This is a genomic window from Flavobacterium micromati (assembly GCF_900129585.1).
In the GTDB taxonomy this organism is placed as follows: domain Bacteria; phylum Bacteroidota; class Bacteroidia; order Flavobacteriales; family Flavobacteriaceae; genus Flavobacterium; species Flavobacterium micromati.
Genome location: NZ_FQWF01000001.1, coordinates 296,588 through 322,597 on the forward strand (window position 1 = coordinate 296,588; position 26,010 = coordinate 322,597).

Sequence of the window (26,010 nt, forward strand, 5' to 3'; positions counted from 1 at the left end):
ATGAATAAATATTTGAAATATGGTTTAGTGGTATTAGTCATTTCAATTATTGGATTTACAATCTATTTCTTTGCCATAAAACCGGATAATCACACTGAAAGTTCACATGAAAAAGAAGTGTATACTTGCTCCATGCATCCCGAAATTATTCGGGATAAACCAGGAAATTGCCCTATTTGTGGAATGACCTTGGTAAAAAAAGTAAATGAGAATCAAAATGTGGACAGTACATCAATTGAGGATTTATTGCAACCTACGGATAATTTTATAGTTGGGAATTATCAAACTACAAAGCCAAAAGACACAACCATCAGTAGTGAAATAACTTTACCAGGTCTTGTGGCCTATGATCCAAATGCGGCAGTAAATATTGCAACAAGGATCAGTGGCAGGATAGAAAAAATGTATGTCAATTATAAATACCAAAGAGTTAACAAAGGACAAAAACTGTTTGATTTGTACAGCCCTGAACTGTTAACGGAACAACAAAATTTCATTTATCTGATTATAAATGACGCTCAAAATACATCAATTATCAAAGCGGCAAAACAAAAATTATTTCTTTACGGAATGACACGTAATCAAATAAACGCATTGGCGACAGCCAAAAGAGTAAACCCTATTATTTCCATTTATAGTCCTGCGAACGGAATTGTTCAAGGAACGGAAAGTATGACGAACGGCGCAACGGTCCCGATGCAAAATGCCAATGTTGTCACCGAAAACTTAACCGTAAAAGAAGGAGATTATGTTACAAAAAATGAGGTTGTTTTTAGATTATTCAATACCGATAAAGTGTGGGGTATTTTTAATGTTTTACAAGGTTATAGCAGCTTGATTAAAAAGAATCAATCCATTCGCATTTCCTCGGAATTAGATGAAAAAGATTTTATTGATGCTAAGGTGAATTTTATTGAAACACAATTCAATCAAGCTGATAAAAGCAATCGAATAAGAATTTATTTAAATAATAATATTTTAAAATTACCGATTGGTTTGCGGCTGCAAGGTGTTATCGAAACAAATCCGATTCAAGGGATTTGGGTAGAAAAAGAAGCGATGGTAAGTATTGGCAATAAAAAAATAGTTTTTCTGAAAATGAATAACGGATTCAAAGTAAAAGAAATTAAAATGGGAATTGAAATCAATGGTTTTATCCAAATTATCGATGGGATTTCCGTTCAAGATACAATTGCTAAAAATGCACAATATTTAATTGACAGCGAAAGCTTTATTAAAACAGAATAATTATGCAAAAGTTAAAAAAGATTAGTTTTCTGTTTTTACTATTCACTGCATTTATAGCCTGCAATACTAAAAACAACGAGGATAATAGCAAGGGTCAACCTAAAGAAAGTGTTTTTTATACTTGTTCTATGGATCCACAAATAAAGGAGGATAAACCCGGGAAATGCCCCATTTGTCACATGGAATTAACCCCAGTGAAAAATGACGATTCGGCGGCTAATGAAATAGCTTTGAGTGACCAGCAAATTAAACTTGGTAATATTACCACCCAAACTATTTTGGCAACAAATAGCAGTTTGGAACAATCGTTTACTGGGGTTCTTTCGATTAATCAGGAAAAAATCAGAACCATTTCAGCACGCGCAATGGGAAGGATTGAAAAGTTATACTTTAAAACTGCCGGGGATTATATTAAAAAAAATGAAGCCGTTTATCAATTATACAGCGAAGATATTGCTATAGCCAAACAAGATTATTTTATGGCTTATAAACAACTGACAATGCCCGGTGATTTTGGAAAAAATGCTAAAAACATGCTCAATGCAGCCAAACAAAAGCTTTTATTTTTTGGCTTGACCAACAGACAAATTGAAAACATAAAAGCAACCAATGATGTTTCTCCTTACACGACTTTTTATAGCATGTATAATGGGTATATTTCCGAAATAACAGCCACAGAAGGCAGTTACATCATGGAAGGTGCTGCTGTAATTAAATTGGCTGATTTAAATAGTCTTTGGCTGGAAACCCAAGTAAATGTAAACTATGCAAAAAGAATAAGCATTGGTCAATATGCCAAAGTAAGCTTTACAGATTATCCTGAGACAATTATAAATGCAAAAATTTCATTTATAAATCCCGAAATAAATCCAGATAGCAGATTGCTTTTAATTCGAATGGAAATACCCAATCAAAAACTAATATTAAAACCTGGAATGCAGGGAATTGCCAAATTAACACAGTCCAATTTAAAGGGATTGTTTATACCTATTGATGCTGTTATTAGAGATGAAAACGCATCCTATATTTGGGTTGAAAAAAGTCATGGTATTTTTGAAAATCTAATGGTAGAAACAGGTTTGGAAAATAATGGAATGATCGAAATAACATCTGATATTGACCCATCAAAAAAAGTAGTTGTCACCGGAGCGTATGCCATAAACAGCGAATATAAATTCCGTAAAGGAAGCGATCCCATGGAGGGAATGAAAATGTGATATTTTATGTTTTCCATTGAAAATTAAAAATAGTTGAGCTGGACATCTGAATTTTATCATATTACAAATTATAAGAATTTAGAAATCTTATAAAAATTGAAGATTATATTATCAACTCACAAAAACTTTAAATGTCGAATTATAAAAAACCTACAAAAATATTTTAATTGCCATAGGTATTTATATCCGATTTTAGAGTTTTGCTGTAGCCGATTACCGCAGTGTCAATGTCATTATGTTCCGTGTCAGCCATTTTAAAAGCAATGGCTCTAATAAATTTCAAACTTTAAATAATAATAATACTTGTAAAAAATGAAAAAAATAATTCTATTAAGCTTCTTAATTTATAAAATAGCAGCAGTTTCTGCTCAGGAAAAAATTGAAATAAAACTGACTTCAACAAGTCCATCAGCCTCATTACAACAGGAATTGGGTAGTGCAACTATTAAAATTGCATATAGCAGGCCTCTGGTTCGAGACCGAAAAATATTTGGTGAATTAGTCCCATTTGATAAGCTTTGGCGAACCGGTGCCAGTGATTGTACTACATTCACTACTGATGAGGATATTATTTTTGGAGATACTACTTTAAAAACAGGAAGTTATTCCATATTTACCATTCCATCAAAAAATGAATGGACAATAATTGTGAATACGGATACTTCATTGCATGGCGAGAATGGTTATGATGAAAAAAAAGATGTTTTTCGTTTCAAAGTTCCAATTGCACAAATTCAAAATTTTTACGAAACGTTCACAATCGAAATAAATGATATTAATAGTAAAGGAGAAGGTTTTCTAAAAATACTGTGGGAGAATACCATGATTAAGATTCCAGTAAAAAGCAAAGCGGATGCAAATACCATGGCATTAATAGATACCAACTTAATTAAAAAAACAAGCCAGGACCCAATGTTATTGTTTCAGGCAGCAAATTATTATTCGATTACTAAGAGAGATTCTAAACAAGCAATAAGCTGGCTTTTAGAAGCTGAAAAATTGGATACCGATAATTTTTATTATCCAAATCTGAGACAAAAATTAGCAGCAGACCTAAAAGATTATCGCAATGCCATTAATGCGGCAAAAAAAGCTATAGAAATCGCGGAACGCACAAAAATGAGAGGCGCTGAAAAATTAAAAGTAAAAATAAAAGAATGGGAATTAGCACTAAAAGATGTTCAATAAAAGAGGAATTCTTTTATTGATTTTTTACTTAATTTAAAGTTTTAGGAGAGAAATTTTTTCTACTGAGTTGCGCATTTGTAAAAACCCATAATTATGAGCTCACTTAAATGATGTTACTTTAACTTTTAAATTAGTAATTACAGAAGTGCAATATTGGTATTATAAAATAAAAAAAATGTGAATGTAAATCTGTTTCTGCAAGTTGACGATTGTTGTAGAGAATGATTTGTTCAGAAATAAACCAGATTCATATTATTTCAAAAAATCGCTCATTCCTCTTTATATTTCTAACTTTACAGCAAAATTCCAACTATGTCATTAGAAAGTTTAAATGGTACTCTCTCAACAACCATCGAAAATAAAATTGCAACCATTACATTTGGTCATCCTGCTAGTAACTCTTTTCCAAGAGAATTATTGGACAAACTTACAGCTGAATTTAAAAAGTTGAGTGTTGAAAACTCCATTTCAGTTATTGTAATTCAAAGTGAAGGAACAGGTGCTTTTTGTGCTGGTGCCTCGTTTGAAGAGCTTTTAGCAGTTACTAATCAAGTCGAAGGCACTGCCTTTTTCTCTGGATTTGCAAACTTAGTTAATGCAATGCGAACTTGCTCCAAACTCATCATTGGACGCATTCACGGAAAAGCAGTTGGTGGCGGAGTGGGAATTGCATGTGCTTGTGATTATACATTAGCAACTAGAGATGCTTCCATAAAATTATCAGAGTTAGCAATAGGAATTGGTCCCTTTGTTATTGAACCCGCTGTTTCTAGAAAAATTGGGAAAACCGCAATGAGCGAAATGACATTGGCAGCACAAGAGTGGAAATCGGCTGATTGGGCTTTCGCCAAAGGTTTATATGCAAATACATTTGAAACAGTTCAAGAACTTGATCTTGCAATTACAGATTTCAGCAGAAAATTATCAAGCTACAATCCTGAAGCTTTAACTGAAATGAAAAAAGTTTTTTGGGAGGGAACTGAAAATTGGGACACACTTTTAATAGATCGTGCCGCAATTTCGGGAAAACTAGTCCTTTCTGATTTTACTAAAAATGCATTACTGCAATTCAAAAAATAATTACAATTATGATTTTTTCACTTGTTCAAAAAGTAAATATCGAAGAAAAATTAAAAAATGCCACTGATAGCAACTACCAGATTGGTGTGCTCATTGGATCATTTATTCCTTTTGTAATTTTAATTTTGTTAGCCTACTGGATGTACACAAGTGCAAAAAAAAGAGACAAAGAACTTTAATTATTCACTAAATTTGCATCAAAATAAAATTCTAATGAGTAATATCAGAATTACAAAACAATTTAGTTTCGAAACCGGACACGCCTTATATGGCTACGATGGAAAATGTAAAAATGTTCATGGGCATAGTTATAAATTGTCTGTAACCGTTATAGGAACACCAATTACGGATCGCTCTAATGTCAAATTTGGGATGGTAATTGATTTTACTGATTTAAAACATATCGTAAAAGAGGAAGTTGTCGATCAATTTGATCACGCGACCGTTTTTAATGGAACCACTCCTCACGTGGAGCTGGCACATGAATTGATTAACCGCGGGCATCACGTTATTTTAGTAGATTACCAACCAACGAGTGAAAATATGGTAGTAGATTTTTCTACAAGAATTAGCAGAAGATTACCAGAAGGAATCACTCTTTTTTCGCTAAAATTACAAGAAACCGAATCTTCGTTTGCAGAATGGTTTGCTAGTGATAATTCATAAATCTGTTTCATGCAATTACCTAATAACAAGAAAGTATATTTCGCTTCAGATCAACATTTTGGGGCACCTTCGCCTGAACTAAGTTTTCCGAGAGAACAAAAATTTGTCGCTTGGTTAGACGAAGTAAAAAAAGATGCGGAAGCAATATTTTTACTAGGTGATTTATTTGATTTTTGGTTCGAATATAAAACTGTAGTACCAAAAGGTTTTGTTCGAATTTTGGGAAAATTAGCAGAAATACGAGATAGTGGAATACCAATCTATTTTTTTGTGGGAAATCACGATTTATGGATGGATGATTATTTCCAAAAAGAATTAAATATTCCTGTTTTTCATGATAATCAAGAATACACTTTTGCTGATAAAACTTTTCTCATCGGTCACGGAGATGGAAAAGGTCCAGACGATTTAGGTTACAAACGGATGAAAAAGGTGTTTACAAATCCGTTTTTTCAATGGCTTTTTAAATGGATACATCCTGATATTGGCGTTCGCATCGCACAGTATTTATCAGTAAAGAACAAGTTAATTTCTGGTGATGACGATGTTATTTTTCTCGGAGAAGACAACGAATGGCTGATTTTATATTCCAAAAGAAAACTAGAAACAAAGCATTACAATTATCTTATTTTTGGACACCGACATTTACCAATGAAAGTCACTGTTGCAGAAAATGCTGAATATGTAAATCTCGGCGACTGGATCACGTATTTTACTTACGGTGTTTTTGATGGAGAAAATTTTGAAATTAAAAAATTCCAAAACTAATTCATGCCTTCGCCATACAAATAATCATTTAAAGCTATTTTGAATAAAGTTCCTTCCACAAGATCTTTGACTTTATTTAATTCTTCCCTTGTAACCGCTAAATCAACTTGAGAACAAGGCGTTTTCAATAAAAATTTATGGCAGTAATTTTTTAAAGTACAATCTTCACAATTCGTATTTAAAGAAAAACACTCTTTTATGCAATTGTTAAATTGTTTTAATTCCTCAGTGCTAAAATAGAAACCAGTTTCTCTAAAAATGAGTTGTACTTTGTCAAGTATGATCTCGTTATGTTTTCTCCAATAAAATGAAGTTCCAAAATCATTGTAGTATATCTGTTTTATTGCATCCATGTGAAAATGTTTGACACAAAGATAAATATTATTTATAATTATTCTAAATAAAAATGATGAAGATTGAATTGAATGACAAAACAAAATATTTTTACCAATTGTAAGTTTATTTGGTTGTGAAAAAAAAATTCTAATATCAAATACATATTAATCAAAACAATTGACGATAATTATGAGAAATCTGGATATTGGGAAATAATAATTTCTGACACACAAGATTTATTAATTTTTAGTTTGTCCAAAGACAATTGTTTAATTTTTACAGAGTATAATTGATTTTCTTAGTATTCGCTCAACTTTTTTCGTGTTCTTCAACATCTTTTTGCAAGTCTAATTTTCTAAAGGTTGGCGACACAACTCCAGTAATAATTACCGTAATTAATGTCATGCTTCCGCCAAAAACAACAGCGCTTACCGTTCCCATCAATTTAGCGGTCACTCCACTTTCAAAAGCACCAAGTTCATTAGAGGAACCAACAAAAATCGAATTTACAGCAGCAACTCGGCCGCGCATGTGATCAGGAGTTTTAAGCTGCAAAATAGTTTGGCGAATCACCACCGAAATTCCGTCGAAAACGCCACTAAAAAATAATGCTGCAACAGATAACCAGAAAATAGATGAAAGTCCGAAAACAATAATACAAATTCCAAAGGCAAAAATTGCTGCTAATAATTTCATACCCGCATTTTTAGTAAAAGGAATATATGCAGAAACAATGAGCATCAAAAAAGCGCCAACAGCCGGTGCCGCACGTAAAACACCAAATCCCTCAGGTCCTACTTTTAGAATGTCCTGTGCAAAAATAGGCAGCAAAGCAACGGCTCCACCAAAAAGCACTGCTATCATATCAAGCGATAAAGCCCCTAATATGGTTTTATTATTAAAGACAAATTTCACCCCTTCTTTCAAACTTTCCATTATTGGTTCACCAATTTTGGGATTCATAATAGGCTTAGTTTCAATTTGAGTTAATGCCATTAACGCTAGAAAAGAACAAAATAAAACGATGGACATTGACCAGTGAACCCCAATCCAATTGATAGAAAAACCTGCAGCTGCTGGACCTAAAACAGAACTTATTTGCCAAACGGAACTACTCCAAGTGGCAGCATTAGGATATATTTTTTTTGGAACAATCAGCGCCAACAGCGAAAATATAGTTGGCCCAAGAAAAGCTCGAACTAATCCTCCTAAAAACACAAAAAAGTAAATGGAATAGAGAATAGTATTTTTAGAAAAATCCTTGATAAAAGGAGGCCAGGTGAATAAAAACAAACCTAAACTTATCACTGAGAAACCCAAAATACATTTAAATAGTAAGCCTTTTTTCTCTTTTTGATCCACGACATGTCCAGCAAATAATGCCATTGAAACTGCGGGAATAACTTCCATCAATCCAATGATTCCTAACGACAACGGATTTTTTGTTAAACTATATACTTCCCACTCGATAACAATAAATTGCATTGACCAACCAAAAACCATTGCAAAACGCAGTAATAGAAAAATATTGAATTCTTTGTACCGAAGAGCTGAATAAGGATCGTTTTTTTTTACTTTTAAAATACTCATTATTTAATACTTTTCAGTCGTAGTTGAATAGAAGTTTGTCCGTTCCATTCATTTTCGTCAATGCAATATGCCATTTGAAATGATTTTTGATTGGCAGTTAAATCATATTTATCTCCTAGCCCAAAACCAATAGCTGGAATTCCTTCGCTACCATTTTGTTTTACAAAAAGTTTTATATGTTCGTTTTCTTTTCCCATCGGTTTGCCGTAACCTGTATCTTTTACTTCCGCTGTCAAAAAAATAGGCGTCATATTCATTGGACCAAAAGGTTCAAATTGTTTTAAAATCCGGATTAATTTTGGAGTAATGTCATTAAAATTAATCTCGGCATCAATAGCAATTTCGGGAATTAGCATTTCAGGATGGATAGTTTTTTCGACTTCTTTTTCAAAGGCTTCTTTAAATAACAAGTAATTTTCTTCCTTTAAAGTCATTCCAGCTGCATACATGTGACCACCAAACTGCTCTAAATGCTCAGCGCACGCTTCAAGAGCATTATACACATCAAAGCCTTTTACGGAACGAGCAGAAGCAGCATACTTGTCACCACTTTTTGTAAAAACGAGCGTGGGACGATAATACGTTTCAATCAATCGAGAAGCGACAATTCCAATAACGCCTTTATGCCAGTTTTCCTGAAAAACGACTGACGTAAATCTTTCTTTTTCGTTATTTTGCTCAATTTGCTGTAAAGCTTCTTGAGTAATTACTTTATCTAAATCCTTCCTTTCTGAATTATAAGCTTCAATTTCAGTAGCAAATTGTTGCGCTTGGTCAAAATCAAATTCGGTTAATAATTCAACAGCATGATTACCATGTTTGATACGTCCTGCTGCATTAATTCGGGGTGCAATGATAAAAACAACATCAGTAATATCTAAAATTTTCTTTTTTATTTGAAAAATCAATGCTTTGATTCCTGGCCTTGGATCGCTGTTTATAACGTGTAAACCAAAATGTGCTAGCACACGGTTTTCTCCTGTCATTGGAACAATATCAGCAGCAATCGCAGTTGCGACTAAATCTAAATAGGGAACTAAATCATCAGTAGTTTGATCCCGATTTATGGCTAAAGCTTGAATCAATTTGAACCCTATTCCGCAGCCACATAATTCATCATACGGATAACTACAATCGTCTCTTTTTGGATCAAGAACTGCAACAGCCTCAGGAAGAAATGTCCCTGGTCTGTGGTGATCACAAATGATGAAATCGATATTTCGCTCTTTGGCGTAAGCAACGTGATCAATAGATTTTATACCGCAATCTAGTGCTATTATTAATGAAAATCCGTTATCATCAGCAAAGTCTATTCCTAGCAATGAAATACCGTAACCCTCGTTGTATCGATCAGGAATATAGGTTGCAACATCAGGATAATAACTTTTTAGATAAGAAGAAACAAGTGAAACCGCCGTTGTACCATCAACGTCATAATCACCAAAAACCAGAATGCGCTCCTGATTATTAATTGCTTTTTCAATTCTTTCAACTGCTTTGTCCATATCTTTCATCAAGTAGGGATCGTGCAAATGATCTAACGAGGGACGAAAAAAATTCTTAGCTTCTTCAAAAGTTTCGATCCCACGCTGAATTAATAAAGTGGCTACAAAATTTTCGACGTTCAACGCTTGCGCCAAATGTTTAATCTTGGCCTCAGTAGGCTTAGCTTTAATAGTCCAACGCATATTTTTAAATTATAATGATAGTAAAAAAACTAAAAACGACTTTCACTTCCTTCTAAGCTTGTTATAATTTTAGGTTTTAATTTATACCTACAAGATTATTAAAACCTTGTAGGATAAGTTTAGTTTAATCAAAACTTGAAAATTTCATTCTGATTAATACATAAAACCAAAAAGCCAAACTGGGATAATATTATTAATTCCAATTTCAATATTATCCTTAGCAAGATAACTATTTTTGACGTTGTGAATTTGTGCTTGTGTTTTGTTTTTTCCACCAATTTCGAAAGTGTACTTTTCATTTACTAGAAAATCACCTTGATCGGCCAAGTGAATAACAGCAAGATTCTTAAATTGATTTACAAAAAAAGTTTCTCTCAAATTACCTACATTAGTGCTGCTTTTTGCTAGAGCATACATTAAATTCGTATTATTTAAAAACAACTTTTCAGGTTTTGTGAGCACACCAATCCCTTTTGTTGGTCGGTATACCTCATTCACTAATCCTGCTCTTTCTAGCTGTTTTATAGCTTGAATTAACACTGCTCTTGAAGCGCCTATTCTTTCGCTTAATTTAGTGATATTTGGCGTAAAAGGGGCGCTCGTAGCAATAGCAAATAAAAGTTTTTTAAGCTTTACAATTAAATCGTAACTGATGTGATCCACTGCATTGATGTCAATTTCGATGATTAAGTTAATGGTGTTTAATAATTTTTGATGGTATAATTTGATGTTTTCTTTGTAATACGGATAGGCACCAAACTCTAAATATTTTAAAAATAACGGAATAGGTTTAATTTGCGTTAAAAGAGATTGTGCTATTTCAGTATGATTTTCTAATAAATCCTCTAATGTATGCGATTTTAAATCTAGTCCAGTTTCAAAAACTATAAATTCTCTAAATGACATTTCTTTCAAATCATAGCTAACGGCTCGCCTACTTAAATCAGATTCGGATTTGTAAATTTCCAGCATCGATGACGAAGTAAATATTACTTTGAGTTCAGGAACATCATCGTAAATCAATTTTACTTCTCTCGACCAGTTGGGATATTTATGAACTTCATCTAATAATAAATGAGTTCCACCTATTTTAGAGAAATCCTTAGCCAAACTTATCAAAGTTTTATCAATGAAGTATAAATGATCTAAACTTACAAATAAGCTCGTTTTTAAGTCTAGATTTTTCTTAATGTATTGTAACAACATCGTGGTCTTGCCCGAGCCTCTAGCGCCTCGTATGGCAATTAATTGATTATGCCAGTCAATTTCATCTATTAAATACCTTTGAAAATCTAACGAAGTGCGGGCTATTTTTTGCTGAAATTCTACTAATAGATTTTCCATTTTGTTATTTTTAAATAACAAATATACAAATTATTGTTATGTGTAGATAACAATTTTAAAATATATTGTTATTTTCAGATAACAGTTTTATTAAATATTGTTATTTTAAGATAACAATTTTGTCAAATATTGTTATCTTAAAATAACGTTTTTAGGTAATTACTTTATTTTAAAAAACCAATTTTAAGCCTTTAGTTCCAATGCACTACCATAAAAAGCAATTCCGTCCCAGCCCGATTTGATGAAGTTTCTAATGTTTTGATGATCCATTCCGTTGGGATTTTTTAAAACATCTTCACGGTAGTAATCCCCATAGCAAGCTAATGTGGCCTCTACAGATAAATAATGAATTTCAGCAAAAGCAAATATTTTGCATGATCCTAAATTCTGCTCTTTTGTATTGTGCTGTACACCGTTCTCAAATGCTGTTGGACTAAAATTATAATTTTCTTCAATGACCGCAATGGTTTCTGCAAAAGTTATCTGGTCTGGAGTTTGATTTAATTTATCTAAAAAAGTACTTACATTCATATCGTTAGCTTATTAAAATTGAGTGGCAATATTTTTTGCTGCAACTATTGCTCCTTCCATATATCCAGGATTTTTAGATGCAGTTTCTGAACCCGAAATAAATAATTTATTATTGAACAATGGTTTTTGATAGTCGGGATGACCATTGTTCTCATGTCCTAAAACTAATTGATCGTAAGGTAAAAAAGTCAGAGGTTCTTCACGCCATACTTTTTCATGATAAGCTATATAATCACCTGCTTCAATGCCATAGAGTTTAGTTAATTGAAGTAGTACTTTTTCTTTTCTTTCCTCGTGAGTTAATGTAAAAGTTCCTCCGTTTAAAAATCCCTTTAATGCAAAGCCGCTATTATCATTATTACTGTGATCATACATTTCCTGAATAATACTAGCTTGACTGAACAGTGTACCTGAATAATTCTGGTCGCGCCAAAACGGTCTATCATATTCCACGGCAAATTTTATTGATTCACCCATCCAAGTATGAGTTTTCTTGGCAAGATTTTGAATGGAATTTGACAACGGTGGTTCAAATGCGATCGTTTTCATTAATAAATGGGGCGGTAAAGTACTAATTACTTTCGCACTTGAATATTTCGCTCCGTTAAAATCTGTGACTTCTAAATAGTTATCAACCTCTTTAATAGCGATCACTTTAGTTTTAGTTTTTATATTTTCAAGACCCACCTCATCAACTAATTTTTCGACCAACGTAGATGTTCCACCTTCAATTCGATACGAAGACTCCTCTGCATCTGAGATTTCGAATTTTTGCGGAGGCACAAATGACATAGTTTCAAATAGTGAAATTCCTTGAGTATGTTGCTTGAAATACGAAATATTTAATTCAGATAATAAATCCATTAAATGCTGGTGCGGATTACTAAACCAAGTTGCGCCCATTTCCATTGTTGATCCGCTTGTCCCAATAACTGTTTCTATACGGCCGCCTATGCGAGCATCAGCTTCTAGAATTACAAACTCAAGTCCTTTTTTCTTTAATAAATAAGCAGTCATTAATCCTGACAAACCAGCACCAATGATTATGATCTTGTTGGAATTCATTATATTTCTTCTGGTGAAAATTTAGATTTCTTAGGTTCTTTTGTAATAGGTTTTCCGCCAACAACCACAACAATTTCTCCTCTTGGAGCAGTTTTTTCAAAATGGGTAAGCACTTCTCGAACCGTTCCACGAACATTTTCTTCATGCAGTTTTGACAATTCCCTTGAAACACAAATTTGACGATCTTCGCCAAAATAAGTAATAAATTCAGTTAAAGTTTTTACTAATTTATGAGGAGAAACGTATAAAATCATTGTCCGAGTTTCTTCGGCTAAAGCCAAATAACGAGTTTGTTTTCCTTTTTTATCAGGTAAAAATCCTTCAAAAACGAATTTATCATTTGGCAAACCACTATTGACCAATGCTGGAACAAAAGCAGTTGCGCCAGGTAAACACTCAACTTCAACACCATTTTCAACGCATGCTCTAGTCAATAAAAAACCTGGATCTGAAATTGCCGGAGTTCCTGCATCAGATATTAATGCTATGTTTTCACCGGCTTTTAATCGGGAGATTAAATTTTCTATCGTTTTGTGTTCATTATGCATGTGATGACTGTACATGTGAGTGCCAATTTCATAATGTTTTAAAAGTTTCCCGCTAGTGCGAGTGTCCTCAGCTAGAATTAAGTCTACTTCTTTTAGAATCCGAATGGCTCGAAAAGTCATGTCTTCAAGATTGCCAATAGGTGTAGGAACAATATATAATTTTGACATAAATAGAAATAATTAATTGCAATTACGAAATGCATTTGTTGCGAGGAGTTTATAGGAATTTCTTCTCTATAATATTCATAAACCGATCTTCATATTCTTGTTTTCCTTCCCAGTTATTGTAATCTGGCTTTACCATTTCTTGAACAAAATCCCGCGTCTCATAAAAGGTATTGAATGTTATTAACTGATTTACAACTCGATTATAATCTTCACTATTATTACCAAATAGATGTTTTATAAAAGCCAATCTATCATTTAAATCAATATTTAGACCTTTTGATAATTTATCATTTAATGAAACTTTCTTCGCATCAGAATCCTCAACTATGTCTGTTACAGCAAAATCTTCATTTTGCTTTTTAATCTTTTCCTCCACCTTTGGCGTTTCAATTACAACCGCAGTAGGGATATTTTCAACCTGCTGTTTCTTTACAAAAAGAGTATCATGGTAATTTCCACCTAACAAATCTTCAAAAGATATTTGCACCGCCTCAGTTTTCTTTGCAACTTCTGGTTCTTTTTCATCCTCTCCAATTTCTGATGTTTTAAAAGCTGGAATAAGTGGAGTTGTATTTGCGTTGTCTAGATCTTTTACTGTTTTTGTATCTTCTTCCTTTACAACATTTTTTGTGTTTTGCGGACTTGTTTTAGCATTTTCTAGAACAACTTTTGCTTCGCTTTCCAATTCGTCAGTTTCCTCTATTGAAATTTCATTTGATATAATTTCCTCGCTCACTGGCTCTATTCTTTCGTCAATAGAAGTTAATTCTTTCACAGAAGCTGTTTCAATTTTTTCTTTAGCGACTATTTCTACGGTCTCTTGTTCAGGAATTGATTCACTTTTATCGAAAATAGATTCAATTTCTTTTTCAATTTCTATGCGCCCAATAGTTGGTCTAGTTTCGCTAAAATGCTGATCAACAAATCGCAATACAGCTAGTTTTTCATATAACTTTTGCGTTTCTAAATACAATTGATTGATGTCTGATTTATTTTTTAGCTGTAATACTCGATGTGCAATGCTGATTAAATCGGCTTCCAATTGTTTTTTCATAACTTTGAGATTATAGTCTGTATTTACTGGAACTTTTCCAATATTTGTCTTTAGAAAATTTATTTTAGCTGCTAGAAGAAGTGCCCTTCAATAAAAATGTCATACTTTTGAAACGACGCAAAAGTATAAATTTTTTATGTCGGTTTGTACTTTACAAAGTAATAAAAACTATTCATTTATTAAGCCAGAATAATACAAAATGTTTCTCGAAAATACAGTAAATCACAAAGAGCAATTTGGTTGGATCGAAGTCATTTGCGGATCGATGTTTTCGGGTAAAACCGAAGAATTAATTCGTCGATTGAAAAGAGCACAATTTGCCAAGCAGAAAGTAGAAATTTTTAAACCCGCCATTGACACGCGTTATGACGAAGCAATGGTTGTATCACATGATGCAAATGAAATTCGTTCCACGCCAGTTCCCGCTGCTGCTAATATTGCTATTTTAGCGCAAGGTTGTGATGTCGTGGGAATAGATGAGGCACAATTTTTTGATGACGAAATTATCAAAATTTGTAATGACCTTGCAAATCAAGGAATTAGGGTAATTGTTGCAGGACTTGATATGGATTTTAAAGGAAATCCTTTTGGACCAATGCCCGCATTAATGGCAACCGCAGAGTATGTCACTAAAGTTCATGCGGTATGCACTCGCACTGGAAATCTTGCCAATTATAGTTTTCGAAAAAATGACAATGATAAGTTAGTTATGCTGGGTGAAACTGAAGAATATGAGCCGTTGAGTCGTGCTGCGTATTATCATGCAATGAGAGAAGAGCAAAAAAAAAGTAATGGACTGAAATAATATTAATTTTTTCAGCTCATTACTCCTTAATAAAATTGCTCGGTCTCATTAAAATTAAAATGTTTTATCTAAAGATTGGAATAAAATTAACTAATCAGCTTTATAGTTTCAAATTTATTTATCGTGATATTAGTTGCCTTTCGATTTTGTAAAAAAGCTAAATATGATCCTATTTCTTTTTAGATAAATCAAAATTAAAGATTGAATTGATAATAAATCCACTGTTGTTTTGAAAGACATTTCTATTGTTTACCTCTCTTCCTAGTTGAACTATTTGGTTCAAAAACCCTCCTTCTATTCTAAAGGTATCATTGAATTTATAGCCAAGTAGAGCACCTAATCGATTTTGATCAAAGATGTTTTCGTTCACATTGGGTCCAAATCCGATGAATATTTCATTATACAGCGCAACGTAGGGCGTTTTACTTTGTATTGATTTTCCTTTTAACGGAACCTGCAAACGAACCATGTAACGCAATCGATTTAAAAACAGAAAGTCATCTTCAGTCGTTAATTCAGCTCTAGTATACCTTCCTATCCATCGCTGTTCTAACATAAATCGATGACTAATATCAACATTAGAAATTTTATCGGAAACGGTTGCCATTTGATAAATACGATGTTCCGTAAAATCCTTGCCCATTCCATTGATAGGAATGTCACCATAAGGGTAGGTTTCGATAGCGGCATAACCTAAACGAAGCTGCAATTTTGGATTGGCCTGATAATTTAAACCTACTCGCAAAAGTCCTTGTTGTTTATCGGTTACGTAATTATCCCTACGCAATTGATATTCAGTATGGATACCAAACTTAGAATCAAGCTTAAAAGTTCCAAAATAGTTAATCCAACCTATTTGGTTTGCATCTTCTAATCTAGTATTTTGCGAAAAAGCAATGTTAACTGTAAGCAAAGCAAACATTGCTAAAAGTGTCACTTTATTTTTCATTAAGACTTTTTAAGTTGTGGAAGATTTAATAATGTCTCTTGCAAAAACTCTACTTTTCCAGTATGAATATCGTAAACTGCTCCTACGATTAAGATTTCACCATCGACGTACTTTTTATGTAAAATAGGCTCTAAATCTCTTAAATTAGCTACTTGATCCAAAACATTCTGACGAACAGCGTTATTCACGGAGTTTCCGGGTAAATGAGCACATTTTGCCACAGCTGGCTTAATCTCATTTATCAAAGTTACAATGTGACCTGGAACATTTTCCGGTCTTTCAACAGCAGCAGCGACAGCACCACATTCGGTGTGACCTAATACAACAGTGAGTTTTGTTTTTAATTTCAATACCGCAAATTCCATACTTCCATAAGATGCGGCAGCTGATACTTGACCCGCGGTTCTTATGATAAATAAATCGCCTAAACCTTGATCAAAGATCATTTCATTAGGCACTCTAGAATCTGAGCACCCCACAATTGTAGCAAAAGGCTCTTGACCGTTTTCAAGCTTTTTGATCATATCCGTGTTTTGTCTAGGCTTAATGCTTTTTCCTTCAACAAAACGTTTATTTCCGCCCATCAATTTTTTTAATGCAATCCTGGGATCAGCATAAGCTGAATCTCTATCAATTACATAATGGTCTTTTTTCCATTCTGCGGAACCAACGATTTCAGTTTTCACCGTTTTCGATTTCTTTTTTTTATCTTGTGAAAACGCAGAACTGCTAACTAAAATGCACAACAAAGGCAAGATTAAGTATTTCATAGTTTTAGTGTTTAAATTGTTTTTTTAATTTTATAGTAAATATATGCAAAATCGATAGTAACACTATTAAAATTTAATTTTTAACTTAAAATTATACTTTCTACAATTTTTATAAAAATGGAGTGCAATTTTAGATCAATGTCGCCAAGTTAAGATTTTGAAATATCAGCAAATAATTAATAATTAAAGCTGACGATCAACGATCCTATTTTTGACCAGCGGGAACATAAATTTATGTTTTTTTAGTCTTTTGGGTTAAAGATAATTAGCTATTTTTATGGTTCGAAATAAAAATATTTACAAATGAAAAAATTACTTCTAATACCTTTATTACTGATGAGTTTAAATGCTGCGGCGCAAAATGTAATGACGCCTGAATTACTTTGGAAATTAGGACGAGTTACGCCTTTAGGTCTTTCCATAGATGGAAAAAACATAGTTTACAAGGTAACTTTTCCCTCTGTGGAGGAAAATAAATCAGATACAAAGTTGTTTACTTTACCGATAAATGGTGGGAATGCAACTGAAATAAAAGATTCAAAAAGCATTCTAGCTGATAAAAATATTTCGCCTAACGGAAAATTTTTACTTTATAATGAAGAAGTCAAACTAGAAAAAGTTCATGGGAAAGATTTTTATCCAGATCTACAAAAATCTGATGCCCAAATTTACAATGGATTAGATTATCGTCATTGGGACACTTGGAATGAAGGGAAATTTAACCATGTTTTTTATAAAGAAAATGTTGAAGGAGCAATAGGAATTGATATTCTTAAAGGAGAAAATTTCAATAGTCCGCAAAAACCTTTTGGAGGTGATGAAGATTATATTTGGTCACCAGACAGTAAAAACATTATTTATGTTTCCAAGAAAAAGGCAGCAACTCAATACGCAATTTCAACAGACACTAATATTTATGAATATAATTTAGAAACTGGAAAAACCATCAATAGAACAGAAGAAAATCTAGGTTACGACATGGCTCCACAATTTTCTCCAACTGGAGACTTGACTTGGCTACAGATGAAAAGAGATGGATATGAAGCAGATAAAAACGATTTGATTGTTAGTTATAAAGGTTTGAAGATCAATTTAACAGCTAATTGGGATGGAACAGTTGATAGTTTTTTATGGAGTAAGCAGGGAAATAAAATATATTTTGTTGCGCCAATTGGTGGGACAAAGCAATTGTTTGAAGTTAATTTTCCTGGTATTAAAAAAATAGCTCTGACTGTTACCCAAATTACAAATGGCGATTTTGATGTTAACGCTATTGTTGGATTGTCTGGCGATACCGTTATTGTGACTAGAACTGATATGAATCATGCCGCTGAAATTTATTCTTATAATTTAAAGAAAAAAGTATGGAATCAATTATCTAGCGTTAATACAAAAATCTACAGCAATTTGGCGTTAAGCAAAACCGAAAGAAGATACGTAACTACAACAGATGGTAAGAAAATGCTCGTTTGGGTAATTCTCCCTCCTAACTTTGATGCTTCAAAAAAGTACCCAACGCTTTTATATTGTCAAGGCGGACCACAATCTCCTTTAACGCAAAGTTATTCTTTCCGCTGGAATTTTCAATTAATGGCGGCAAATGGATATATTATTGTAGCACCCAATCGTCGTGGTATGCAAGGGCACGGCGTAGAATGGAACGAGCAAATCAGTAAGGATTGGGGCGGACAAGTAATGCAGGATTATTTATCAGCTATTGATGATGTTGCTAAAGAAAGTTACGTTGACACAAAACGTTTAGGTTGCGTTGGTGCGAGTTATGGCGGATATTCAGCTTTTTATTTAGCTGGTATTCACAACAACCGATTCAAAACATTTATTGCTCACGACGGAGTTTTTAATACACAAAGCATGTTTGGAACTACCGAGGAAGTTTTCTTTAACAATTGGGATTTTGGCGGGCCATATTGGGACAAGGATAACTTAAATGCTCAAAAAGCATACAATAAATTCAACCCTATTAACTATGTAGATAAATGGAATACTCCTATTTTGATTATTCAAGGAGGTAAAGATTTTCGGGTTCCAATAGGACAATCGCAAGAAGCTTTTCAAGCAGCACAATTACGAGGTATAAAAAGTAGGTTTCTGTACTTTCCAGAAGAAAATCACTGGGTTTTAAAACCTCAGAATGCGCAAGTTTGGCAAAAAGAATTTTATAAATGGTTGCAAGAGACCTTGTAATTTTTTGCTTTTTTACATAAAAACCTCACTTATTAGTGGGGTTTTTTCTTAAGCCTAAAATATTTTGAATATGTTAACTATAAAGCTTTCTCTAATATTTATCTTTGAAAGATGGACGACCAAAAGAGCTACATTCCGATAAAAATATTTAGCAGTTACCTTGTTTTAGTACTTCTTTTTGGGGCAGCAGGCTGGTTTCTGTATTCTGAAAATAAAAGTTTCTCTAAAACCGAACAGAGATTTACAGAAAAAAATAGTTCCATACTTAGAGTTAGCACAATTTTATCAGATTTATATAATACAGAAAGTTTAGCGAGGGTAGCAATTCAAACAGATTCTGATGAAGATTTCACTATTTATGTTGCCAAAACTAAAAAATTAAAAATAGATATTGATTCTTTGAAAGCGGTAGTTTCTACTCAATATCAAAGAAAGTTGCTTGATAGTGTACAATTGCTATTATCTAAAAAAACAAAGAACATTCGCCAGTTAAAGTTTATAAAAAATAAAAACGCAGATGAAAACGCAGTCCGTAATGCGATCAACGATTTGACAAAAATGCAATCCTCAATGCGAAAAATACAAATGGAGGATTTTGTCAAAAATCCAGCATCGATGGGAGATTACGAGCGAAATGTTTTAAAAAAATATGTAGGATATCTGAATCAAAATATTCCTGATGATAGTTCAAATACGTTGACTAAAGAGGAATCTGACTCGATTGTAAGTGTTTCAAAAATGTTATTAAATGACGTAAAGCGAGAGACTGAAAATAAGAAAAAACTGTTAACAGCCGAAGAAAATAAACTTCTAAAAAACGAACTTCTAATTTCTGAGCAGTTAAGGAAAGTTTTTGGAATCATCGAAAGAGAAATAATTGTAAATACAACAACAAGCTATTTAGAAAGAGAAAAATCATTAGAAAAAACTAATAAAATTGTCACCATCGTGGCGGCAATTGGACTGTTTTTAACACTGTTTTTTCTCATTTTAATTTTAAACGATTTCTCCAAAACACAATTGTATAAGCAACAATTAGAATCTGCTAATCTACAAACTAAGAAATTACTCGTCAATAGAGAGCAACTTATTTCTACTGTAAGCCATGATTTAAAGACGCCTTTGAGCACCATTATTGGATATACAGAACTCCTAAGCAATTCAGAATTAACTAAAAAACAATTACATTTCACTAAAAGTATCAAAGGATCGTCTAGTTATATTTCGAAATTAGTGCAAGACTTATTAGATTTTACACAAATAGAAGCTGGAAAAGTTTCAGTTGAAAAAATTCCATTTTTATTGCCCGAAATTATAAAGGAAATAGCAACCAATGTACAGTCGATTTATTTGCAAAAACCAATAAAACTTCGCATTGAAATAGACGAAATGCTGCAGCAAAGAATAATTAGCGATCCATTTAGACTTAGGCAAATACTTTCTAATATTATTGGAAATGCTTTTAAATTTACGGAGCAAGGTTTCATCGCTATTAAAGCTAATTTGAATTTACAAACTAGTTTTGTCATCATTTTAATTGAAGACTCCGGGATTGGAATAGAAGAAAAAAATCAGCAATTGGTTTTTGAGGAATTTGCACAAGCTACTGAAAAAATTGAAAAGAAATTTGGAGGAACGGGGTTAGGACTTACAATTTCTAAAAAAATGACTGCAATCTTGGGCGGATCTTTAAGTCTAAAAAGCGAAATTGGAAAAGGAAGTGTTTTTGAAATTCAGTTTCCTTTACTATTTGCTGAAACTTTGCCTAATTTAAATAAAATTGCACCACTACATAAAAAAGAATACACCGCAATCGTGATAGATGATGATCATAGTTTATTACAACTTACAACAGAGGTTTTAAGGCAGAATAACTTTGTGGTCGAAGCGTTTAATAATGCTCTTGATGCACTTTCTTGGATCGAAAAAAATCCATTTGACTTTATTATTACTGATATTCAGATGCCAATTATGGATGGTTTTTCTTTTTTGAAAGAGTTGCTAAGTAATCCAGTGACAAATTATAAAAATCAGCCGATAATTGCCGTAACCGGAAGAAATGATTTAGACTTTGAAGATTATATAAATGCTGGATTTACAACATATATTAAGAAACCATTCACTCCCAAAACATTATTGAACTCTATCAATGCTGTTTTAAATATTTCAACTGTTGCAAAAAAATTTGAAGCAGAAATCATTCCTTTAAAACATAACGAATCTTATTCTCTTGAAGATCTTAAATCCTTTTTACCAGACGATCAAACTGCTTTAAAAGAAATTCTAACCTCATTTACCACAGACTCACTTGAGAATTTAACTATTTTAGAACAAGCACTGATAGATTCTGATTTTGAAAAAATTAAAATTATATCGCACAAAATGAATCCGATGTTCAAACAGATTAAAGCAGAAGAAATCAGTATAATTTTAGATCAATTAGAACTGAAAGATGTAGATTTAGAAGATCTAAATTCTTTAATTTCCCGTTTGAAAAACAAAATTACAGCGCTTTTTTTGCTATTGGAAAAAGAATATGATTAATTTATGTCGTAGAGCTTCAATTTATTATATAATGTCTTTCTGTTAATTTTAAGAAGTTTAGCGGCTTCAGTTTTATTATTGTTGGTTTTATTTAATGCCTCCAAAATAGTTTCTTTTTCATTTACAGATAGTGAAAAATCAGCGTTCGGCACTTTTTCTTGCTGAAAAAATTCGGCAGGTAACGAATCTCTTTCTACAAAATCTCCTTTTGTTAATAAAGTAGCTCTCTTAATACAGTTTTGAAGTTCTCTGAGATTTCCAGGCCAATTGTAATTTTGAAAAATGGTCATCACATCATCAGAGAAACCAATTACATTTTTATTTAATTCTTGATTTGATTTTTCAAGAAAAAAATCGGAGAATAGCATTAAATCCTCGTTTCGCTCAACTAACGACGGCGAGTGAATAGAAAATTCGTTGATTCTATGATATAAATCTTCCCGAAAATCACCATTTTTTACCGCTTCTCTCAAATCTTCATTTGTAGCGGTAATAATTCTTATATCAACATCAATTTCTTTATTGCTACCTACGGGTTTTATTTTTCTTTCTTGTAACGCTCTTAAAAGTTGTATTTGATTTTCGTAAGATAAATTACCTATTTCATCTAAAAAAATAGTTCCGCCATTTGCAGCTTCAAAAAAACCTATTTTATCCTGTATAGCGCCAGTAAAAGATCCTTTTACATGCCCGAAAAATTCGCTTGCGGCCAGCTCCTTTGGAATTGAACCACAGTCAACTGCGACGAAATTAGTATTTTTTCTTAAACTGTTTTCATGAATACTTTTTGCAATTACCTCTTTGCCTGTTCCACTTTCTCCGATTATTAAAACGGACATATTTGTGGGACTAACTAAATTTATATATTCCGCAAGTTTTTGAGATGCAACTGAGATACCTTTTACAAATGTTTTTTTGACAACTATTTCAGGTTTTCTGGTATTTTCCCTTAAAGTTTGCTTTGGAGCAATTCCTTCGGCATTTTGCAATGCATTTGCAATAACTAATAATACCTCTTCCGGGTTGAAAGGTTTCGAAATATAATCAGCTGCTCCGTTTTTTATTGCCTTGACAGCTGTATTTATATCAGAGTAACCAGTCATTAATACTATTGGAATAGAATCGTGACTTGCTTTTATTTCGGTCATAAGTGAAATCCCGTCGTAATCAGGCAACCTCAAATCAGTAATTATCAAGTCAAAATTTGTGATTTTTAATTTATCTTTTGCATCAGATCCAGAAAATGCCGTCACAACCTCAAAAGATTTTTTTAATAGAAATTTCTCTAATAATTTACAAAAAGATACGTCATCCTCTATTAATAATATTTTAGCCATTACTTGTTAAACTTTAACGCTAAAATAAAGTTATTTAAATAGTAATATCCTAAATTTTTGCAAAAAAAAGAGAGACTGTTAAAAACAATCTCTCTTTTCACAAATTAAATACTTTTTAATTACTTATTTATCCAATTTCCTTTGGCATCCGAATAAACAGTAGCTTTCTGATCTCCAACTGCGATGTCCAATTTATATTCCTTCTTATCATTAATGTAAGCTTTTCCAATAACTGCACCAGGATAAGCTGTTTCAAGCGCTGACTTAACTGCCTCTGGAACCTGTTCCAGTTTAACTTCTTTATACTCTTCTTGTACTACAATGTTACTAACTACTTCATTAGAACTTGGAACTGTTGCAGCGTATGTAGAAAAACTACCTAAAACGATCGCGGCTGATAAAATTAATTTTTTCATGATTTTTATTTTTAAATTATTTACTATTTATATTTTATTTTTGAATCCACTTCCCGTTTTCATCTGCATAAAGATTTCCTTTTTTATCTCCAGCAGTCACGTCTAGTTTGTACTCTTTTTTGGCATTAATGTAAGCTTTATCTAAAATAGCATTTGGATAAGCTATTTTTAATGCATCTGTGACAGCTGCGGTAACCTCTTCAACTTTCACCTCTGTATATTCTTCTTGCATCACTAATGTATTTACAACTTTCAAATCATTTGGTACGTGTGCGGCATAAGTTGATAAACTTCCTAAAACAATTGCGGCTGATAAAATTAATTTTTTCATAATGTTGATTTTTATATTATTGAATGTTGTCGTTGTTTAGTCTAATAGAATAATCATACCAATTTTATCTAGTTGCATTCGATAGCGATAAAGCCTTTAAAAACAATGAATTGCAATTTTATATGGGTTTTTTTCTTGGGAAATGTGGGTAAATGGGTTTCAAAGGTGTGTAATTTTTATACATTTAATGTCTTTTCAACGAAATTAACGCAAAAAAAAACCTTACATCGCTGTAAGGTTTTATCAAAAAAAAATATAACTTTTATTCTGGATCGTTCATTTTGAAAGTATCCATAAAAGCAGTGGTGTAATCCCCCGCAATGTAACGAGGCTCATCCATTAACTGTCTATGGAAAGGAATTGTCGTTTTTATACCTTCAATAACAAATTCGTCTAAAGCTCTTCTCATTTTGCTTATCGCTTCTTCACGTGATTGTGCTGTTGTGATCAACTTTGCAATCATAGAGTCATAATTAGGGGGAATTGTGTAACCTGAATATACATGTGTATCCAGTCGCACTCCGTGTCCTCCTGGCATGTGAAGCGTTGTAATTTTTCCTGGGGAAGGACGAAAATCATTATAAGGATCTTCGGCATTTATTCTGCATTCAATTGCATGTAGCTTTGGTAAGTAATTTTTTCCTGTAATTGGAACGCCGGCTGCAACAAGAATTTGCTCTCGGATTAAGTCGTAATCTATAACTTGTTCCGTTATGGGATGCTCTACTTGAATACGCGTATTCATCTCCATGAAATAGAAATTACGGTGTTTATCTACTAAGAATTCTACAGTTCCAGCACCTTCATATTTAATAAATTCAGCGGCTTTAACTGCAGCTTCACCCATTTTTAATCGAAGATCATCTGTCATAAACGGAGAAGGTGTTTCCTCGGTCAATTTTTGATGACGTCTTTGTACGGAACAATCTCTTTCTGATAAATGGCATGCTTTACCGTAAGAATCGCCCACAACTTGAATTTCAATATGACGAGGTTCTTCAATTAATTTTTCAAGATACATTCCATCATTTCCAAAAGCTGCTGCTGATTCTTGACGTGCGCTTTCCCATGCTTTCAATAAATCTTCCTCTTTCCAAACGGCACGCATTCCTTTTCCACCACCACCAGCAGTTGCTTTAAGCATAACTGGAAAACCAAATTCACGAGATAATTGTAAAGCTTGTTCATACGATTCTAAAATTCCAACTGAACCAGGTACACAAGGAACACCAGCTTTAATCATCGTTGCTTTTGCGGAAGCTTTGTCTCCCATTCGATCAATCATTTCTGGAGAAGCTCCAATAAACTTAATCCCATGTTCCTGACAAATTTTCGAAAATTTAGCATTTTCAGAAAGGAAGCCATAACCAGGATGAATTGCATCTGCATTTGTAATTTCAGCAGCGGCAATGATGTTTGACATCTTTAGATAAGAAAGATTACTTGGCGGCGGACCTATACAAACTGCCTCGTCAGCAAACTTTACGTGAAGACTTTCGGCATCAGCAGTAGAATAAACAGCAACTGTTTTTATCCCCATTTCCTTGCACGTTCTAATTACACGTAATGCAATTTCACCTCTATTTGCAATTAATATTTTTTTAAACATCATTTTAAAATTTAAAATTCAAATTCCAAGACTCCAGCTTCTGGGTTTTGGCACTTTACAATCGTGGTAGTTGAAAATGTTATGAAGGATCTACTAAGAATAATGGTTGGTCAAATTCAACTGGCGACATATCATCAACCAATATTTTAACAATTTTACCCGAAATTTCAGATTCAATTTCGTTAAATAATTTCATCGCTTCGATAACACAAAGAACATCACCTTTAGCAATTGTTTTGCCGACTTCAACAAACATTGGTTTATCTGGAGATGGTTTTCTATAAAAAGTTCCAATGATAGGTGATTTTATAGTAACGTAATGAGAATTTTCAACTACGGGAACTTGCAAAGGAGCAGCGACTGGAGCAACTTGTTGTTGTATTGCTGGTTGCTGTGGCATTTGTTGAACATACGTGGTTTCTGCTACATTCCCTTCTAAAGTTGTTCTAATAGTGATTTTTACATCATCCATTTCCAGCTTCACTTCTGCAACTCCTGAATTTGCTACAAACTTAATTAGATTCTGAATTTCTTTTAAATCCATGATTATTTG

General features: G+C 32.9%; 25 protein-coding genes. 10 read left to right on the forward strand and 15 right to left on the reverse strand.

Features of this window, described 5'->3' with window-relative positions:
* From BUB42_RS01270 to BUB42_RS01295, 7 genes are all read left to right on the forward strand, one after another.
* Entirely contained in the window at positions 1 to 1,248 is a 1,248-nt protein-coding gene (locus tag BUB42_RS01270; RefSeq protein WP_073016396.1) for a heavy metal-binding domain-containing protein, read from the forward strand.
* A 2-nt stretch (positions 1,249 to 1,250) separates the two neighbouring features.
* The gene (locus BUB42_RS01275) at positions 1,251 to 2,465 is read left to right on the forward strand and encodes an efflux RND transporter periplasmic adaptor subunit (protein ID WP_073016398.1); all 1,215 of its coding nucleotides are present in this window, start codon (positions 1,251 to 1,253) and stop codon (positions 2,463 to 2,465) included.
* Positions 2,466 to 2,777: 312 nt separating this feature from the next.
* Positions 2,778 to 3,653: a DUF2911 domain-containing protein gene (locus BUB42_RS01280; RefSeq protein ID WP_073016409.1), complete on the forward strand. Its 876-nt coding sequence runs from the start codon at positions 2,778 to 2,780 to the stop codon at positions 3,651 to 3,653.
* Between the two features lie 312 nt (positions 3,654 to 3,965).
* Complete coding sequence (locus BUB42_RS01285; RefSeq protein ID WP_073016411.1) at positions 3,966 to 4,733, forward strand: enoyl-CoA hydratase/isomerase family protein; 768 nt, start codon at positions 3,966 to 3,968, stop codon at positions 4,731 to 4,733.
* 8 nt (positions 4,734 to 4,741) lie between these two features.
* Entirely contained in the window at positions 4,742 to 4,912 is a 171-nt protein-coding gene (locus BUB42_RS16340; protein ID WP_170857170.1) for a hypothetical protein, read from the forward strand.
* 34 nt (positions 4,913 to 4,946) lie between these two features.
* Positions 4,947 to 5,399, forward strand: a complete 453-nt coding sequence (locus BUB42_RS01290) for a 6-pyruvoyl trahydropterin synthase family protein (protein ID WP_073016413.1) — start codon at positions 4,947 to 4,949, stop codon at positions 5,397 to 5,399.
* Positions 5,400 to 5,408: 9 nt separating this feature from the next.
* Positions 5,409 to 6,167 (forward strand): UDP-2,3-diacylglucosamine diphosphatase, encoded by a 759-nt coding sequence (locus tag BUB42_RS01295; RefSeq protein ID WP_073016415.1) that lies wholly within the window; start codon positions 5,409 to 5,411, stop codon positions 6,165 to 6,167.
* On the opposite strand, the gene BUB42_RS01300 is transcribed toward BUB42_RS01295, so the two are convergent.
* The 8 genes from BUB42_RS01300 to BUB42_RS01335 form a co-directional block, all read right to left on the reverse strand.
* Entirely contained in the window at positions 6,164 to 6,520 is a 357-nt protein-coding gene (locus BUB42_RS01300) for a hypothetical protein (RefSeq protein WP_073016417.1), read from the reverse strand. The genes BUB42_RS01295 and BUB42_RS01300 overlap by 4 nt on opposite strands.
* 292 nt (positions 6,521 to 6,812) lie before the next feature.
* A complete protein-coding gene (locus BUB42_RS01305; protein ID WP_073016419.1) occupies positions 6,813 to 8,093 on the reverse strand; it encodes an MFS transporter in 1,281 nt (426 codons plus the stop codon).
* Positions 8,093 to 9,781, reverse strand: coding sequence for a single-stranded-DNA-specific exonuclease RecJ (gene recJ / locus BUB42_RS01310; RefSeq protein WP_073016420.1), 1,689 nt, complete (start codon positions 9,779 to 9,781; stop codon positions 8,093 to 8,095). Before recJ ends, BUB42_RS01305 begins: the two co-directional genes overlap by 1 nt.
* Positions 9,782 to 9,934: 153 nt before the next feature.
* On the reverse strand, positions 9,935 to 11,125 hold the full coding sequence (locus BUB42_RS01315) for an ATP-binding protein (protein ID WP_073016422.1): 1,191 nt from the start codon (positions 11,123 to 11,125) through the stop codon (positions 9,935 to 9,937).
* Positions 11,126 to 11,308: 183 nt separating this feature from the next.
* Complete coding sequence (locus BUB42_RS01320) at positions 11,309 to 11,656, reverse strand: HopJ type III effector protein (RefSeq protein ID WP_073016424.1); 348 nt, start codon at positions 11,654 to 11,656, stop codon at positions 11,309 to 11,311.
* Between the two features lie 12 nt (positions 11,657 to 11,668).
* Entirely contained in the window at positions 11,669 to 12,721 is a 1,053-nt protein-coding gene (locus BUB42_RS01325) for a flavin monoamine oxidase family protein (protein WP_073016426.1), read from the reverse strand.
* On the reverse strand, positions 12,721 to 13,437 hold the full coding sequence (gene rsmI / locus BUB42_RS01330; protein WP_073016428.1) for a 16S rRNA (cytidine(1402)-2'-O)-methyltransferase: 717 nt from the start codon (positions 13,435 to 13,437) through the stop codon (positions 12,721 to 12,723). The genes BUB42_RS01325 and rsmI overlap by 1 nt, the downstream gene beginning before the upstream one ends.
* Before the next feature lie 49 nt (positions 13,438 to 13,486).
* Positions 13,487 to 14,491: a hypothetical protein gene (locus BUB42_RS01335; RefSeq protein ID WP_073016429.1), complete on the reverse strand. Its 1,005-nt coding sequence runs from the start codon at positions 14,489 to 14,491 to the stop codon at positions 13,487 to 13,489.
* 199 nt (positions 14,492 to 14,690) lie between these two features.
* Between BUB42_RS01335 and BUB42_RS01340 the strand changes: the two genes are divergently transcribed.
* A complete protein-coding gene (locus BUB42_RS01340) occupies positions 14,691 to 15,296 on the forward strand; it encodes a thymidine kinase (protein WP_073016431.1) in 606 nt (201 codons plus the stop codon).
* Between the two features lie 169 nt (positions 15,297 to 15,465).
* Here the strand turns inward: BUB42_RS01340 and BUB42_RS01345 are convergent, their stop codons facing one another.
* Together BUB42_RS01345 and BUB42_RS01350 are read right to left on the reverse strand one after the other, a co-directional pair.
* Positions 15,466 to 16,245 carry a DUF2490 domain-containing protein gene (locus tag BUB42_RS01345; RefSeq protein WP_073016443.1) on the reverse strand — a complete coding sequence of 260 codons (780 nt, stop codon included), beginning with the start codon at positions 16,243 to 16,245 and terminating at the stop codon, positions 15,466 to 15,468.
* Positions 16,245 to 17,015, reverse strand: coding sequence for a carbonic anhydrase (locus tag BUB42_RS01350; RefSeq protein ID WP_211517666.1), 771 nt, complete (start codon positions 17,013 to 17,015; stop codon positions 16,245 to 16,247). The genes BUB42_RS01345 and BUB42_RS01350 overlap by 1 nt, the downstream gene beginning before the upstream one ends.
* A 303-nt stretch (positions 17,016 to 17,318) precedes the next feature.
* Here BUB42_RS01350 and BUB42_RS01355 point away from each other — a divergent pair, with 303 nt between their 5' ends.
* A complete protein-coding gene (locus tag BUB42_RS01355; protein ID WP_073016445.1) occupies positions 17,319 to 19,220 on the forward strand; it encodes a S9 family peptidase in 1,902 nt (633 codons plus the stop codon).
* Between the two features lie 111 nt (positions 19,221 to 19,331).
* Positions 19,332 to 21,764 (forward strand): hybrid sensor histidine kinase/response regulator, encoded by a 2,433-nt coding sequence (locus BUB42_RS01360; protein ID WP_073016447.1) that lies wholly within the window; start codon positions 19,332 to 19,334, stop codon positions 21,762 to 21,764.
* On the opposite strand, the gene BUB42_RS01365 is transcribed toward BUB42_RS01360, so the two are convergent.
* The 5 genes from BUB42_RS01365 to accB form a co-directional block, all read right to left on the reverse strand.
* Complete coding sequence (locus BUB42_RS01365) at positions 21,761 to 23,101, reverse strand: sigma-54-dependent transcriptional regulator (RefSeq protein WP_073016449.1); 1,341 nt, start codon at positions 23,099 to 23,101, stop codon at positions 21,761 to 21,763. The genes BUB42_RS01360 and BUB42_RS01365 overlap by 4 nt on opposite strands.
* A 119-nt stretch (positions 23,102 to 23,220) precedes the next feature.
* Positions 23,221 to 23,517: a hypothetical protein gene (locus BUB42_RS01370; protein WP_073016451.1), complete on the reverse strand. Its 297-nt coding sequence runs from the start codon at positions 23,515 to 23,517 to the stop codon at positions 23,221 to 23,223.
* 34 nt (positions 23,518 to 23,551) lie between these two features.
* A complete protein-coding gene (locus BUB42_RS01375) occupies positions 23,552 to 23,848 on the reverse strand; it encodes a hypothetical protein (protein WP_073016452.1) in 297 nt (98 codons plus the stop codon).
* Between the two features lie 262 nt (positions 23,849 to 24,110).
* Positions 24,111 to 25,457: an acetyl-CoA carboxylase biotin carboxylase subunit gene (gene accC / locus BUB42_RS01380; RefSeq protein WP_073016454.1), complete on the reverse strand. Its 1,347-nt coding sequence runs from the start codon at positions 25,455 to 25,457 to the stop codon at positions 24,111 to 24,113.
* Positions 25,458 to 25,536: 79 nt separating this feature from the next.
* On the reverse strand, positions 25,537 to 26,001 hold the full coding sequence (gene accB / locus BUB42_RS01385) for an acetyl-CoA carboxylase biotin carboxyl carrier protein (protein ID WP_073016456.1): 465 nt from the start codon (positions 25,999 to 26,001) through the stop codon (positions 25,537 to 25,539).
* Positions 26,002 to 26,010: the final 9 nt, after the last annotated feature.

Bases quoted from the DNA above. Each gene is read 5' to 3' on its own strand.
- BUB42_RS01315 (WP_073016422.1), bottom strand. From the start codon at position 11,125: ATGGAAAATCTATTAGTAGAATTTCAGCAAAAAATAGCCCGCACTTCG.
- BUB42_RS01340 (WP_073016431.1), top strand. From the start codon at position 14,691: ATGTTTCTCGAAAATACAGTAAATCACAAAGAGCAATTTGGTTGGATC.
- BUB42_RS01320 (WP_073016424.1), bottom strand. From the start codon at position 11,656: ATGAATGTAAGTACTTTTTTAGATAAATTAAATCAAACTCCAGACCAG.
- BUB42_RS01290 (WP_073016413.1), top strand. From the start codon at position 4,947: ATGAGTAATATCAGAATTACAAAACAATTTAGTTTCGAAACCGGACAC.
- BUB42_RS01275 (WP_073016398.1), top strand. From the start codon at position 1,251: ATGCAAAAGTTAAAAAAGATTAGTTTTCTGTTTTTACTATTCACTGCA.
- BUB42_RS01325 (WP_073016426.1), bottom strand. From the start codon at position 12,721: ATGAATTCCAACAAGATCATAATCATTGGTGCTGGTTTGTCAGGATTA.
- BUB42_RS16340 (WP_170857170.1), top strand. From the start codon at position 4,742: ATGATTTTTTCACTTGTTCAAAAAGTAAATATCGAAGAAAAATTAAAA.
- BUB42_RS01300 (WP_073016417.1), bottom strand. From the start codon at position 6,520: ATGGATGCAATAAAACAGATATACTACAATGATTTTGGAACTTCATTT.
- BUB42_RS01280 (WP_073016409.1), top strand. From the start codon at position 2,778: ATGAAAAAAATAATTCTATTAAGCTTCTTAATTTATAAAATAGCAGCA.
- BUB42_RS01355 (WP_073016445.1), top strand. From the start codon at position 17,319: ATGAAAAAATTACTTCTAATACCTTTATTACTGATGAGTTTAAATGCT.
- BUB42_RS01365 (WP_073016449.1), bottom strand. From the start codon at position 23,101: ATGGCTAAAATATTATTAATAGAGGATGACGTATCTTTTTGTAAATTA.
- recJ (WP_073016420.1), bottom strand. From the start codon at position 9,781: ATGCGTTGGACTATTAAAGCTAAGCCTACTGAGGCCAAGATTAAACAT.
- BUB42_RS01285 (WP_073016411.1), top strand. From the start codon at position 3,966: ATGTCATTAGAAAGTTTAAATGGTACTCTCTCAACAACCATCGAAAAT.
- BUB42_RS01350 (WP_211517666.1), bottom strand. From the start codon at position 17,015: ATGAAATACTTAATCTTGCCTTTGTTGTGCATTTTAGTTAGCAGTTCT.
- BUB42_RS01375 (WP_073016452.1), bottom strand. From the start codon at position 23,848: ATGAAAAAATTAATTTTATCAGCCGCAATTGTTTTAGGAAGTTTATCA.
- BUB42_RS01295 (WP_073016415.1), top strand. From the start codon at position 5,409: ATGCAATTACCTAATAACAAGAAAGTATATTTCGCTTCAGATCAACAT.
- BUB42_RS01360 (WP_073016447.1), top strand. From the start codon at position 19,332: ATGGACGACCAAAAGAGCTACATTCCGATAAAAATATTTAGCAGTTAC.
- BUB42_RS01305 (WP_073016419.1), bottom strand. From the start codon at position 8,093: ATGAGTATTTTAAAAGTAAAAAAAAACGATCCTTATTCAGCTCTTCGG.
- rsmI (WP_073016428.1), bottom strand. From the start codon at position 13,437: ATGTCAAAATTATATATTGTTCCTACACCTATTGGCAATCTTGAAGAC.
- accC (WP_073016454.1), bottom strand. From the start codon at position 25,457: ATGTTTAAAAAAATATTAATTGCAAATAGAGGTGAAATTGCATTACGT.
- BUB42_RS01270 (WP_073016396.1), top strand. From the start codon at position 1: ATGAATAAATATTTGAAATATGGTTTAGTGGTATTAGTCATTTCAATT.
- accB (WP_073016456.1), bottom strand. From the start codon at position 26,001: ATGGATTTAAAAGAAATTCAGAATCTAATTAAGTTTGTAGCAAATTCA.
- BUB42_RS01345 (WP_073016443.1), bottom strand. From the start codon at position 16,245: ATGAAAAATAAAGTGACACTTTTAGCAATGTTTGCTTTGCTTACAGTT.
- BUB42_RS01370 (WP_073016451.1), bottom strand. From the start codon at position 23,517: ATGAAAAAATTAATTTTATCAGCCGCGATCGTTTTAGGTAGTTTTTCT.
- BUB42_RS01335 (WP_073016429.1), bottom strand. From the start codon at position 14,491: ATGAAAAAACAATTGGAAGCCGATTTAATCAGCATTGCACATCGAGTA.